The organism is Pseudomonas hormoni (assembly GCF_018502625.1).
In the GTDB taxonomy this organism is placed as follows: domain Bacteria; phylum Pseudomonadota; class Gammaproteobacteria; order Pseudomonadales; family Pseudomonadaceae; genus Aquipseudomonas; species Aquipseudomonas hormoni.
The window spans coordinates 1681855-1693938 of sequence record NZ_CP075566.1; the positions used below are offsets into that span (position 1 = coordinate 1681855).

The following is a 12084-nucleotide window of genomic DNA, read 5'->3' on the forward strand; positions in this document are numbered from 1 at the left end:
CTTACTTGCCGCTGACGATCTGTTTAACCAGCGCTTCATGGCCGGCATTGTCGCTGAGGCGGGAAATTACCTGAACCAGCGCCATGCGCGTGCCCGAGGCGGCCATCAGCGTGGTATCCAGGGTTTTGCCGCCGCCCTGGGTGGCGATGCTGTCGAGCTGTCGCAGTCCCAGGCCGGTGCCTTTCTGAGTGATGCTTTTTTCACTGAGCTTGGTGAAATCCGGCAGCGCCTTGGCTTGCTCGGTGGCGAAGTCGGATGCCGTGGCGTCGAGGAACTCACCGTCGTTGTCCTTGGCATTGACGCCACCGGGGATGGTGTTTTCAGCAGCGATCACCACGGTTTTCGTGGTTTCGTTGGTGTACATGGTGCCACTCGCGCCAGTCGAGCTCGGTGGTAGAGCGTTGGCGATGAAGCCCTTGGGCAGGGTAAAGGTGAACTTGTTGCCCAGCATCGAGACTTTCTGCGTCGACGCTGCCTCTTTGGCCACGACCTTGGCAGCCTGCGCGTTCAAAGCCCCCAGGCTGGCAACCGCCAGCAGCAGGACAACGGCTTTTTTACTCAACAGTGACATTCAAAATCTCCAGGGTGGACTCGCGGTGGGGGGCGATCATCCCATGGAGGTCGTGACGCATTCCAGCGTGGGCTAACGGACGGTCGGGTTCCAGTGAATAAACCGCTTTTGAACGTGGCCAGTGTCCCCGTGGTGAGAGCCGAGCCCTCACCAAGGGATTTGACGCAGTCACACCTCGCGGCGCACCGGGTAGCTCTTGATCACATCCATGAACTCGATCCTGCGTTCGCTGGCCAACAACGCCGGCAGGTGTTTTTCATATTCCTGGCGATACGGCTTGCGCAGGTGACGAGTGATGAAGTCTTCCTTGCTGCAGTTCCAGGTTTCGTAGAGCACCAGGGTATTCGGGTCGCCCTGCAACTGGTGGACCCAGGTGTTGACGAAGTCCGGCTCGGCTGACATCTGGTGCACCACGTCCAGCAACCGTTCCTTGGTTTCGGCGAAACGTTCGGGTTTGGCCGGGAGGTAAACGATAAACGCGACTTGATCACTCATTTTCATCACCTTCGAATGTCGGAAACGGCTTACTGCGCCTGGTTCTGTGGAAACAGATTGCGGCGGGTTTCTTCGTCGAACTCGGCCTTCAACACCAGTTTCTCTTTAAGACCCTGGGCGCGCTGCGCTGCCGGGCGGGCGCTGATTTCATCGAACAGACGCTTGACGTTCGGGTACGCCACCAGGCCGTTCTCGCCGAGGATGTACGGTGCGTAACTGGCCCAGCCCCAGAGCGCCATGTCGGCGATGCTGTAGGTGTCGCCCGCCAGATAGGGATGATCGGCCAGACGCTGGTCGAGCACGCGGTAGTGACGTTCGACTTCCTTGAGGTAGCGGTTTTTCGCGTAGGCCAGGTCTTCCGGTGCGTGGTGCAGGAAATGCACAGCCTGGCCGGAGAACGGCGACAGGCCGGTGGCGATGAACATCAGCCACGACAGCAGTTCGGCTTGCCCGGTGACCGAGGTCGGCAGGAAGCGCTGATGTTTTTGCGCCAGGTGCAGCAGGATGGCCTGGGAGTCGAAGACGGTGGCGTCGCCATCGACCAGCGCTGGCACCTTGGCGTTTGGGTTGATCGCCAGAAAGGCCGGCTGATGTTGCTCGCCCTTGAAGGTGTCGACGCCGATCAATTCGTACGGCGTTTGCAGCTCTTCGAGCAGCAGGGCAACTTTCATCGGGTTGGGCGAAGGGTGGAAAAAGAACTTCATGGTGTAGGCCTCAGTCAGTGATGGGTGAGTTAACTGAGGCTGATGGTGGGCGAAACCCGTTCGATTGACGTACGAGGTTGTTGTTCTACTCGTTCGAAATAGTTGAAGGTGTCGGTGGACTAACCACCGGTTTGGCCAACAGGCGTTTGGTGACGCCGAGCATGGCCACGGACACAGCGACGCCGATGCCAAACCCGCCCAGACCCATGACGGGTAGCGTCAGTGCGAGAACGAGGCAGAACGCTGCAAACGAATACATGCCCGTTGCTGTGGCTCGCAATAATGCAGCGGTAAACGCCGGCCCGCGGGTTTGCTGGGAGAACACCGCCATCACGCTGCCCAATACCGGGAACACTGCGAGCAGGCCGCTCCAGCGTTCGCCGACGGTGCTCGCCAGCAAGGTCACGGCGAGGGTGAGCAGGGCGCCCGCGATCATGCGCAGCAGCAATTTGTCGGACTTGGGTGCCGGGCCCGAAACGATGGGCTGCACGGCCGGGAACAGATACGGCGCCGCCAGCAGCGCAGTCGCGGCGGCGATGACGGAGAACACCAGGGACGACGGGATCACCGACAGCACAATGGCCGCCGTCGCCCAGACCAGCAGCGAAACCGTCAGTGCCCATGGCCATCCAGCCCGTTGTGCGACCTGGGCGTAGGTGACGCAGAAGGCGATCATCGCAAACATCGCGGATAACGCGGCGGTCGCCGATTGCGCGGCAAACACTTCGCCTTGCTCGATGGCGAGGAAAAACAGAATCGGCCCGACCACCACCGGCAACCCCGACAGCCAACCGGCAACGCTTGGGCCCCAGCGTTTGCCCGCGAGGGAGATCAACAAGAGAAACCCGGGAATGACCAGCAGTTTGAGCAGCAGCACGCATACACCTCCGACCTGTGTGAGCGGGCAACGTTAGCATTGCGGGTGGCGGATTGCTCTATGAAAAGTCGGATTTTGTATACAAATCGCCAGCGGCGGGATCTTGGCATTTGCCCCTTGGGCCCGCGGGGTGAAACGTCTAAGCTGCCCCTCCCGCCTGCTTTTTTGGAATGAGTGCGTGAAATTCAGTTTGCCAAAAGTCGCCACTGCGCCGTTTTGCCCGCCCGAAGTGGCGGGCAGTGTCGCCGTTGACCCTCGCGCGTCATTCTTCAAGCGTGTCCTGCGTTTCGCCGGCCCGGGTTTGCTGGTGTCCATCGGCTACATGGACCCGGGTAACTGGGCCACCGCCATCGAGGCCGGTTCGCGGTTTGGCTACAGCCTGTTGTTCGTGGTGTTGCTGGCCAGTCTGGCGGGCATGGTGGTGCAGTGTTTGTGCTCGCGCCTGGGCATCGCCACCGGGCGCGATCTGGCGCAACTGTCCCGCGAACGCTACAGCACGCGGACGGCGCGCACCCAATGGGTGCTGGCGGAAATCTCGATCATCGCTACCGACCTCGCCGAAGTGCTCGGCTGTGCGTTGGCATTCCATTTGTTGCTGGGTTGCTCGCTGACCTTCGGCATCGCCCTCACGGCGTTCGACACGTTGTTGGTGCTGGCCCTGCAGAACCGTGGCTTCCGCCGACTGGAAGCGATCATGCTGGTGCTGGTGAGCACCATCGGTGTGTGTTTCTTCGTTGAATTGTTGCTGATCAAGCCTTACTGGCCGGACGTCGCCCGCGGCTTCACGCCGTCGTTGTCCGCCATTGGCGATGCGGCGCCGCTGTACCTGGCCATCGGGATTCTCGGGGCCACGGTGATGCCGCATAACCTGTACCTGCACACTTCGATCGTGCAGACCCGGATGATCGGCAAGGACCTGGCCAGCAAGCAGGATGCGGTGAAGCTGGCGCGCATCGACACCATCGGTTCCCTGGCGTTGGCGCTGCTGGTCAACGCGGCGATCCTGATCCTCGCGGCGGCCGCCTTTCACAAGACCGGGCACACCGACGTGGTGGACATCCAGGACGCCTATCACTTGCTTGATCCGCTGGTGGGCGGGGCGTTGGCCAGTGTGTTGTTTGGCGTTGCGCTGCTGGCGTCCGGTCAGAGTTCGACGTTTACCGGCACCATCGCGGGGCAGGTGATCATGGAGGGTTACCTGAACCTGCGTATTCCTTGCTGGCAGCGGCGGTTGATCACGCGGGGGCTGGCGCTGATCCCGGCGTTTATCGGCGTCTGGCTGATGGGTGACAATGCGATCGGCAAGCTGCTGGTGTTGAGTCAGGTGGTGTTGAGTCTGCAGTTGCCGTTTGCGCTGTATCCGCTGATCCGGATGACCAATGACCACAAATTGATGGGGCCGTTTGTGAACCGGCTGCCGACGCGGGTGTTGGCTTGGGGGTTGTTTACGGTGATCAGTGGGGCGAATAGCTGGTTGATTCTGCAGTTTTTGGGGTGACTGTTCGGGCCTCATCGCCGGCAAGCCGGTCTCGCTCCCACAGGGGGAATGCGGTTCAACTGTGGGAGCGAGACCGGCTTGCCGGCGATGAACGATGACGCGGACTATCGCTGAAACGCCTCAACCACAAAATCGATAAACACCCGGGTCTTGGCCGGCATCAACGTCCGGCTCGGGTAATACAGCGAGATCGGTCCCGCCTCCGCATACCAGTCCGGCAGCAAGCGCACCAACTCACCGTGCTGGATGTGCGTGACCACATCAGGCAATACCAGCAGCGTCACACCGAGGCCCAGCAGTGCCGCCTCACGCATGGCCGCCGGATCATTCAGTACAATGTTTTCGTTCAGGGTGGCGCTTTCTTCATGGCCCGCCCGATCGTGCATCACCCACTGCCTAATCCGCCCGGTCCGAATGCCGCGCATCACGATGCCGGTGTGTCCAAGCAGGTCCGCAGGGGTGCGTGGCGGGGTGCGTCCCTTCAAGTAGGCCGGTGAGGCAACGGCGACGATATCCGCTGCCGCCAACGTCCGAGACACCACGCCCGGCGTCAACTCGAACCCGCCACCAATCGCCGCGTCGTAGCCTTCGGCAATCAGGTTCACCTGACGATTTTCGAAATGCCACTCCGGTCGGATCAACGGATACCGCGCCAGGAATGCCGGCAATAACGGCAACACATGACCGATGCCAAACGTCGGCGCGAGGCTGACCTTGAGCACACCTGCCGGCTCCCCGCGATCGCTGCTCACGGCGCTGATCGCCACCTGCAACGCCTCCAGATTGCCGCCGATGCTGGCCAGAAAACTTTCACCGGCCTCGGTCAGCGACAGCTTGCGGGTCGAGCGCTGAAACAGCCGCACACCGATGTTGCGCTCAAGCATCGCCACGTTGCGACTGACTGCAGCAGGCGTTAGCGCAAGCAAACGTGCGGCGGCAGAAAAGCTGCCGGTTTCGGCGCTGCGCACAAAGGATTCGAGGTTGGCGAGGGTTTCCATGGCTGGCACCTTCAAACGACGCTTGAAAATTATTCAAAGCATTACCGTCTAATAAAGCCGCATTGGCAAGTTCAGTATTCACTCCAACGACAACCCCTCGGAGTGAACCATCATGAGCACTATCGGAATCATCGGCGCCGGCGCAATCGGCGCAGCGTTTGCCAGAGCACTGTCGCGTCAAGGCATCGAGCTGGTCATCGCCAACAGCCGTGGCCCGCAAACCCTGGCGTCGCTGGTGGCGGAGCTCGGTCCGACGGCGCGGGCCGGGACCCGTGAAGAAGCGGCTGCCCAGCCTATTGTTCTGGTCGCAGTCAATTGGTCGAAATTACCGACAGCATTGGCCGGTTTGCCGGACTTCGGCGGGCGGATCGTGATCGACGCCAATAACTCGATAGAGGCTCCGTCGTATAAAGCGGTGGATCTGGACGGGCGGATGTCCAGCGAAGTGTTCGCTGAATGGGTACCGGGCGCGCGGGTGGTCAAGGCGTTCAATCACCTGGCGGCGCGTTTGCTGGAGAGCGATCCGGCGGCGGAGGGCGGTAAGCGGGTGCTGTTCGTGTCGGGTGATGAGGCCGAGGCGAAGGCGCAAGTGATCGCGTTGATCGAGCGCTTGGGTTTCTGCGGGATTGATCTCGGGGAGCTGAGCGTCGGCGCGCGACTGGCACAGTTTCCAGGCGGGCCTTTGCCGATTCTGAACCTGGTGAAATTCGGCTGAAGGCTCGGACAAAAAGAACCCGGTGCATCTGATGTCTGCCAGCCCATTGTGGCGAGGGCGCTTGCTCCCGCTGGGTTGCGAAGCAGCCCCAAAATCTCGGCAACTGTCGAAGATTTTGGGAGCGCTGCGCACTCCAGCGGGAGCAAGCGCCCTCGCCACAAAAGCTCGCAAGCTTTTACAGAAACACCGGGGGTGTTGCCAGACGGCAGCGGATCTTCGTGGGTCCCCGCGCCGTCTGTTGAACGCTTTACGCTCGTTCGAGCGCCAGTGCCACGCCCTGACCGCCACCGATGCACAGGGTGGCGAGGCCTTTCTTGGCGTCACGCTTGATCATTTCGTGCAGCAGGGTCACCAAAACCCGGCAACCCGACGCACCAATCGGGTGGCCCAATGCGATGGCACCGCCATTGACGTTGACCTTGTTCAAGTCCCATTCCAGGTCCTTGGCCACCGCCAGGGATTGCGCAGCGAAGGCTTCGTTGGCTTCGATCAGGTCCAGTTGGTCGATGGACCAGCCAGCCTTGTCCAGGCAACGACGAGTGGCCGACACCGGACCGATGCCCATGATTGCCGGGTCGACGCCCGCGTTGGCGTAAGCGGCGATTTTTGCCAGCACTGGCAAACCCAGGGCTTTGGCTTTTTCCAGGCTCATCAGGATCACGGCGGCGGCGCCATCGTTCAGGGACGAAGCGTTACCGGCGGTCACCGAACCGTCCTTCTTGAAGGCGGCTTTCAGTTTGCCCAGGGATTCGGCGGTGGTGCCGGCGCGTGGCTGCTCGTCGGTGGCGAAGGACAGCGGATCGCCCTTGCGCTGCGGAATCAGGATCGGCGTGATCTCGTCGGCAAAGCGCCCGGCTTCAATGGCGGCCGTGGCTTTCTGCTGGGAGGCCGCCGCGAAAGCGTCCTGTTGTTCGCGAGTCAGGTTGTACTTTTCAGCCAGGTTCTCGGCGGTGATGCCCATGTGGTAATCGTTGAACGCATCCCACAGGCCGTCGCTGATCATGGTGTCGACGATTTGCGCGTGACCCATGCGCAGACCGGTGCGCGCGCCCGGCATCACGTAATTGGACAGGCTCATGTTTTCCTGGCCGCCAGCGATGATCACCTCGGCGTCGCCGCAGCGAATCGCCTGGGTGGCGAGATGCAAGGCTTTCAGGCCCGAACCGCACACCTTGTTGAGGGTCATGGCGGGTACAGCGAAAGGCAGGCCGGCCTTGATCGACGCCTGGCGCGCAGGGTTTTGCCCGGCACCGGCGGTCAACACCTGGCCCATGATGACTTCATCAACCTGCGCGGGGTCCAGACCGGTTTGCGCCAGCAACTGACGGATCACCGCGGCGCCGAGGTCAACGGCGGACACATTGGCCAGCGAGCCCTGGAAACTGCCGATGGCGGTGCGGGTGGCGGCGACAATGACGACTTCTTGCATGGAATGATTCCTCACTGGGCAGCGAACTGCATTTCCGGAACGTGGTCCGGCACGATCAGTTTACCGGCGGTCTTGGCGACGATCTCCTCGACACTGACGCCCGGTGCACGTTCTTTAAGAATGAACGCGCCGTTTTCGATTTCAAGATAAGCCAGGTCGGTCAGTACGCGCTTGATGCAACCAGCGCCGGTCAGCGGCAGGCTGCATTGGGACAAGAGCTTGGACTCGCCGTCCTTGGACGCGTGGGTCATGATGACGATGATGTTGTCTGCGCCGGCCACCAGGTCCATGGCGCCGCCCATGCCCTTGACCAGCTTGCCGGGGATCATCCACGAGGCGATGTTGCCTTGCACGTCCACTTCAAAGGCGCCCAGCACGGTCAGGTCGACATGACCACCGCGAATCATCGCGAAGGACTCGGCGGAGGAAAAGATCGAAGCGCCGATCCGCGCGGTCACGGTTTGTTTGCCGGCGTTGATCATGTCGGCATCGATGGTTTCTTCAGTAGGGAAGGGACCCATGCCGAGCAGGCCGTTCTCCGACTGCAGCATGACTTCCATGCCTTCAGGAATGTAGTTGGCGACCAGGGTCGGAATGCCGATGCCCAGGTTCACGTAGAAGCCGTCCTGCATTTCGCGGGCGACGCGTTGAGCCATTTGTTCGCGGGAAAGTGCCATTGTTGTTATTCCTTCATTCGGTCCGGGGGCAGGGGATCACTTACGCACGGTGCGCTGTTCGATGCGCTTCTCGAACGTGCCGCAAATGACCCGGTCGACGTAGATGCCAGGGGTGTGGATCTGCGCCGGGTCCAGCTCGCCCGGTTCGACGATTTCTTCGACTTCGACCACGGTGATCTTGCCCGCGGTGGCGGCCAGCGGGTTGAAGTTCTGGGCGGTGTGGCGATAGATGACGTTGCCGAAATGGTCGGCTTTCCAGCCTTTGACGATGGCGAAGTCACCGGTGATGGATTCTTCCATCAGGTACTTGCGACCGTGGAATTCGCGCACTTCCTTGCCTTCGGCAACCGGGGTGCCGACACCGGTGGCGGTGAAGAAGGCCGGGATGCCGGCGCCGCCCGCGCGCATTTTTTCGGCGAGGGTGCCTTGAGGGGTCAGGACGACTTCGATTTCGCCTTTCAGCAGTTGGTCTTCGAACAGTTTGTTCTCACCGACGTAAGAGGCCACTACTTTGCTGATCTGCCGGTCTACCAGCAGCACGCCGAGACCGAAACCGTCGACGCCGCAGTTGTTGGAAACAACGGTGAGGTCGCGGGTGCCTTTGCGCTTGATCTCGGCGATCAGGTTTTCCGGGATGCCGCAGAGGCCAAAGCCACCCGCGATCACGGTCATGCCGTCTTCAAGACCTGCCAGAGCTTCCTCGTAGGAACTCACGCGCTTGTCGAAACCTGCCATATGCACCTCTTTTATTCTTTGTGGGCGGCTGGCTAGCCGTATGGGAAGGAGTGTCTCGCCAGGGGATTTATTTGTTAAGTTGATTTTTAAGGTTGATTGATAGATAAAACTCACCAATCAACCCTGTGGGAGCGAGCCTGCTCGCGATGGCGATCTATAGGGCGCCATCGCCGGGCGGCAGTGCCTGCGCCATTACTGGAGCAATACGCCCATGACAGTCAAGCAGATCCGCGCCTTTCTGGCCGTGGCCCAGAGTCTGAGCTTTGCCGTGGCCTGCGAGCGGTTGCACCTGTCGCAATCGGCGCTGAGCCTGACCATCAAGGCGCTGGAGGAAGGCCTGGGTGGGCGGCTGTTTACGCGCAACACGCGCAATGTGGCGCTGACCGCTGAAGGTGAGTCGCTGGTGCCGCTGGCCCGTCGATTGATCGCCGACTGGGACAATGCCGAGGACGAACTGCGCCAGCGTTTTACCCTGCAACGCGGGCGGGTGACGCTGGCGGCGATGCCGTCGTTTGCCGGCAACCTGTTGCCGCCAATCCTCAAGACGTTTCGTGCGCGCTACCCGAAGGTCAACGTCACGGTGAATGACGTGATCAACGAACAGGTGCTGGAAATGGTACGTGATCGGCAGGTCGAGTTGGGGGTGGCGTTCGAGCCGACGCAGAGTTCGTCGCTGGCGTTCACGCCGCTGTACATGGACCGTTTCGTTGCGGTGGTGCCGTTTGATTCCGCGTTCGCTGAACGGGACGATATCGACTGGCAGACGTTGCTTGAAGAACCGTTCATTACCTTGCAACGACCGTCGACGGTGCGGGTAATGCTGGAAGAGCACTTGCAGGCGCGAGGGATGAAGTTGCCGGTGGAGTTTGAAAGCCATCAGTTGGCGACGGTCGGAAGGATGGTTGCCAGCGGTTTGGGGGTGAGTGCGGTGCCGGCGCTGTGTGCCGGGCAGATGCGCGAGCTGGGTGCGCGGTGCATCACGTTACGCGACCCGGTCGTGGAAAGGGCGATTGGCGTGTTGACCAAACCGGGGATTGAATTGTCGGCGGCGGCTCAGGCGTTGTTCGATATTCTGAAGGAAGAAAACCTGGACCAACAGGTTTCCATGGACTGATCACCGTCCACCTAATGTGGGAGCCAGCCTGCTGGCGATAGCGATGTGTCAGTCACCATGAACGCTGGGTGTGCCGACCAAATCGCCAGCAGGCTGGCTCCCACAGGGATTTGCGGTGGGTCAGGAAGAGAGGCGCTGAGCCAGCAGCGGCAACAGCTGTTCGCAGGAGGCTTCAATTTTCAGGTCGAGGAGGTCATCCGCCCGCGTCTTCCCCAGATTGATCGCAATCAACGGTTTCCCCTGATCCGCCACCGCCCGGCACAACCGGAACGCCGAATACGCCATCAACGACGACCCGACCACCAGCAACCCCGCGGCTTTCTCGACCGCCGCCATCGCTTTGGCTGCCGTCTGTTGCGCCACGTTCTCGCCAAAAAACACCACATCCGGTTTCATCCGTTCACCCGCGCAATGCGGGCATTGCGGCACCTGGAACCGCGCCTCGAACGCCGAGTCGAGCAAGGTATCGCCATCCGGTGCCTGTACCGCGTCGACACCGGCCAGGTAAGGGTTCTGCGCTTCCATCAACTGCTGGATCGAATCGCGTTCGCTGCGTTGCCCGCAGTCCAGGCACAACACCCGGTGCAGGCTGCCGTGCAGTTCGATCACGTCGTGACTGCCGGCCTGGTCGTGCAAGGTGTCGACGTTCTGGGTAATCAATCCGCCGATCCGCCGAGTGCTTTGCAGACTGGCCAGCGCCTCGTGCGCCACATTCGGTTGTGCCAGGCGCACCCGCGGCCAGCCGAGCATCGCCCGCGCCCAATAGCGGCGTCGGGATTCCGGGGCAGAGAGGAATTCCTGGTACATCATCGGCTGCCGGCCACGCCGTACACCTTGGTTGTCGCGGTAGTCCGGAATGCCCGACGGGGTGCTGATGCCGGCACCGGTCAGGACCACAAACGGTTGGTCGGCCATGAGCTGCTGGAGCCGGTCGAGTTGTTCGCGGGTGCGGCTGTCGAGCATGTTCAACACTCCGGAAAATCTTGAGTGTGTGCAGGGTACCATTTGCGGATCGCCCTTGTAGGAGCGAGGCTTGCCCGCGAAGGCGGTTTGTCAGACAGCTCTTTGTCGACTGACACACCGCCTTCGCGGGCAAGCCTCGCTCCTACAAGGGCGGGGTTTACTTGCGGGCTTCAAGAATCAGGTTGAACGGCGTTTCCGTGGCTCGACGGAACGTCTTGAATCCCGCCTCGGTAAACACTTTACGCAACCGCGCCTCACCCGCCTGGGCGCCCAGCCCGAGACCGACTTCCTGGGACAGGGAGTTCGGCGTACAGATAAAGGTCGAGGCCGCGTAGAACAGCCGGCCGACCGGGGTGACGTTATCGTCGAGCTTGTCATTGGCGAACGGTTCCACCAGCAGCACCGTGCCGTCCGGTTTCAGCGAATCATACGCGTGCTTGGCCGCACCCACCGGATCGCCCATGTCGTGCAGGCAGTCGAAATAGCAGACCAGATCGTAGTCATCACCCGGATAGCTTTTTGCCGTGCCCTGGAAGAACCGGGCGCGACCGCCTACGCCGCCTTCTTCAGCGCGCTGGGTGGCGACGGTGACGGACGGGGCATGGTAGTCGAAGCCGACGAACCGCGAATCGGGAAACGCCTGGGCCATGATCACCGTGGAGGCGCCATGGCCGCAGCCGATGTCGGCGACTTTGGCGCCAGCCTCCAGTTTGGCGACGACGCCGTCGAGGGCCGGTAGCCACTCGGCGATCAAGTGCGCTTTGTAGCCGGGACGGAAGAATCGCTCTGTGCCGCTGAACATGCACGGATGGTGATCGCCCCAGGCCAGGGCACCGTTGCCGCGCATGGCGTTGACCAGCTTGTCCTTGTCATGAAAAAACGACGCGACCACCCCGACACCCCCGGCGATGTAGACCGGTGAGTCTTCGATGGCCAGGGCCAGGGCTTGTTCTTCGGGCAGACGGAACTGGCCGTCGGTGTGTTCCATATAGCCGGAAGCGGCGTGGGCGCTGAGCCATTCGCGCAGCAGACGGGGGTTGCAGCCGGTCTTGTCGGCGAGTGCTTCAGGGGTGATTGGCTGACTGTCGGCCATGGCCCGATAAAGCCCGAGTTCTTCGCCGAGGATGACATTGGCGAGCATGGCCGCGCCGCCCATGTCGTTCACCAGTTTGCCCATGAAATCGTTGAGTCTGGCCTCGTCCATCATGTGTGCTCCTTCAGCAGGATCACGGTCCAGAGGCATTGTTTTTCGAGGCATTCGGCTCTGGGCGGTGGTCGTGGAAATGAACAGGACAATAACCGCGTCCT

13 protein-coding genes are annotated in these 12084 nt (G+C 61.4%); 3 read left to right on the top strand and 10 right to left on the bottom strand.

All coding sequences use genetic code 11. From position 1 onward, the window contains the following. Position 1: 1 nt before the first annotated feature. The 4 genes from KJF94_RS07915 to KJF94_RS07930 all read right to left on the bottom strand — a co-directional run bounded on the left by KJF94_RS07915 (position 2) and on the right by KJF94_RS07930 (position 2647). Positions 2-571: a DcrB/PsbP domain-containing protein gene (locus tag KJF94_RS07915; RefSeq protein WP_214382414.1), complete on the bottom strand. Its 570-nt coding sequence runs from the start codon at positions 569-571 to the stop codon at positions 2-4. 168 nt (positions 572-739) lie between these two features. Continuing rightward, the gene (locus KJF94_RS07920; protein WP_214382416.1) at positions 740-1066 is read right to left on the bottom strand and encodes a putative quinol monooxygenase; all 327 of its coding nucleotides are present in this window, start codon (positions 1064-1066) and stop codon (positions 740-742) included. Between the two features lie 29 nt (positions 1067-1095). Then, a complete protein-coding gene (locus KJF94_RS07925; protein WP_214382418.1) occupies positions 1096-1770 on the bottom strand; it encodes a glutathione S-transferase family protein in 675 nt (224 codons plus the stop codon). Between the two features lie 85 nt (positions 1771-1855). Next, positions 1856-2647, bottom strand: a complete 792-nt coding sequence (locus tag KJF94_RS07930) for a hypothetical protein (RefSeq protein ID WP_214382420.1) — start codon at positions 2645-2647, stop codon at positions 1856-1858. Between the two features lie 178 nt (positions 2648-2825). On the opposite strand from KJF94_RS07930, the gene KJF94_RS07935 reads away from it, so the two are divergent. Continuing rightward, on the top strand, positions 2826-4145 hold the full coding sequence (locus KJF94_RS07935; protein ID WP_214382422.1) for an Nramp family divalent metal transporter: 1320 nt from the start codon (positions 2826-2828) through the stop codon (positions 4143-4145). A gap of 104 nt (positions 4146-4249) precedes the next feature. Here KJF94_RS07935 and KJF94_RS07940 read toward each other — a convergent pair whose 3' ends face one another. Beyond that, complete coding sequence (locus tag KJF94_RS07940; protein WP_214382424.1) at positions 4250-5143, bottom strand: LysR family transcriptional regulator; 894 nt, start codon at positions 5141-5143, stop codon at positions 4250-4252. Between the two features lie 112 nt (positions 5144-5255). Here KJF94_RS07940 and KJF94_RS07945 point away from each other — a divergent pair, with 112 nt between their 5' ends. Next, complete coding sequence (locus KJF94_RS07945) at positions 5256-5858, top strand: NADPH-dependent F420 reductase (protein ID WP_214382426.1); 603 nt, start codon at positions 5256-5258, stop codon at positions 5856-5858. Between the two features lie 247 nt (positions 5859-6105). Here the strand turns inward: KJF94_RS07945 and KJF94_RS07950 are convergent, their stop codons facing one another. Genes KJF94_RS07950 through KJF94_RS07960 form a run of 3 tightly spaced genes read right to left on the bottom strand, consistent with a single transcriptional unit; the run spans position 6106 to position 8699 of the window. Then, a complete protein-coding gene (locus KJF94_RS07950) occupies positions 6106-7287 on the bottom strand; it encodes an acetyl-CoA C-acetyltransferase (RefSeq protein WP_214382427.1) in 1182 nt (393 codons plus the stop codon). Positions 7288-7298: 11 nt separating this feature from the next. Continuing rightward, the gene (locus KJF94_RS07955) at positions 7299-7964 is read right to left on the bottom strand and encodes a CoA transferase subunit B (RefSeq protein WP_057399619.1); all 666 of its coding nucleotides are present in this window, start codon (positions 7962-7964) and stop codon (positions 7299-7301) included. Positions 7965-8000: 36 nt separating this feature from the next. Then, positions 8001-8699, bottom strand: a complete 699-nt coding sequence (locus tag KJF94_RS07960) for a CoA transferase subunit A (RefSeq protein WP_214382428.1) — start codon at positions 8697-8699, stop codon at positions 8001-8003. A gap of 211 nt (positions 8700-8910) precedes the next feature. On the opposite strand from KJF94_RS07960, the gene KJF94_RS07965 reads away from it, so the two are divergent. Further along, on the top strand, positions 8911-9813 hold the full coding sequence (locus tag KJF94_RS07965; protein ID WP_214382429.1) for a LysR family transcriptional regulator: 903 nt from the start codon (positions 8911-8913) through the stop codon (positions 9811-9813). A 120-nt stretch (positions 9814-9933) separates the two neighbouring features. Here the strand turns inward: KJF94_RS07965 and KJF94_RS07970 are convergent, their stop codons facing one another. Next, positions 9934-10776 (bottom strand): NAD-dependent protein deacetylase, encoded by an 843-nt coding sequence (locus KJF94_RS07970; RefSeq protein ID WP_214382430.1) that lies wholly within the window; start codon positions 10774-10776, stop codon positions 9934-9936. Positions 10777-10933: 157 nt separating this feature from the next. Continuing rightward, complete coding sequence (locus tag KJF94_RS07975; protein ID WP_214384787.1) at positions 10934-11980, bottom strand: class I SAM-dependent methyltransferase; 1047 nt, start codon at positions 11978-11980, stop codon at positions 10934-10936. Positions 11981-12084 lie beyond the last annotated feature (104 nt).

Excerpts from the sequence above, each read along its gene's own strand:
- KJF94_RS07915 (WP_214382414.1), bottom strand. The coding sequence starts at position 571 with ATGTCACTGTTGAGTAAAAAAGCCGTTGTCCTGCTGCTGGCGGTTGCC.
- KJF94_RS07965 (WP_214382429.1), top strand. The coding sequence starts at position 8,911 with ATGACAGTCAAGCAGATCCGCGCCTTTCTGGCCGTGGCCCAGAGTCTG.
- KJF94_RS07950 (WP_214382427.1), bottom strand. The coding sequence starts at position 7,287 with ATGCAAGAAGTCGTCATTGTCGCCGCCACCCGCACCGCCATCGGCAGT.
- KJF94_RS07920 (WP_214382416.1), bottom strand. The coding sequence starts at position 1,066 with ATGAGTGATCAAGTCGCGTTTATCGTTTACCTCCCGGCCAAACCCGAA.
- KJF94_RS07975 (WP_214384787.1), bottom strand. The coding sequence starts at position 11,980 with ATGGACGAGGCCAGACTCAACGATTTCATGGGCAAACTGGTGAACGAC.
- KJF94_RS07955 (WP_057399619.1), bottom strand. The coding sequence starts at position 7,964 with ATGGCACTTTCCCGCGAACAAATGGCTCAACGCGTCGCCCGCGAAATG.
- KJF94_RS07970 (WP_214382430.1), bottom strand. The coding sequence starts at position 10,776 with ATGCTCGACAGCCGCACCCGCGAACAACTCGACCGGCTCCAGCAGCTC.
- KJF94_RS07945 (WP_214382426.1), top strand. The coding sequence starts at position 5,256 with ATGAGCACTATCGGAATCATCGGCGCCGGCGCAATCGGCGCAGCGTTT.
- KJF94_RS07960 (WP_214382428.1), bottom strand. The coding sequence starts at position 8,699 with ATGGCAGGTTTCGACAAGCGCGTGAGTTCCTACGAGGAAGCTCTGGCA.
- KJF94_RS07925 (WP_214382418.1), bottom strand. The coding sequence starts at position 1,770 with ATGAAGTTCTTTTTCCACCCTTCGCCCAACCCGATGAAAGTTGCCCTG.
- KJF94_RS07940 (WP_214382424.1), bottom strand. The coding sequence starts at position 5,143 with ATGGAAACCCTCGCCAACCTCGAATCCTTTGTGCGCAGCGCCGAAACC.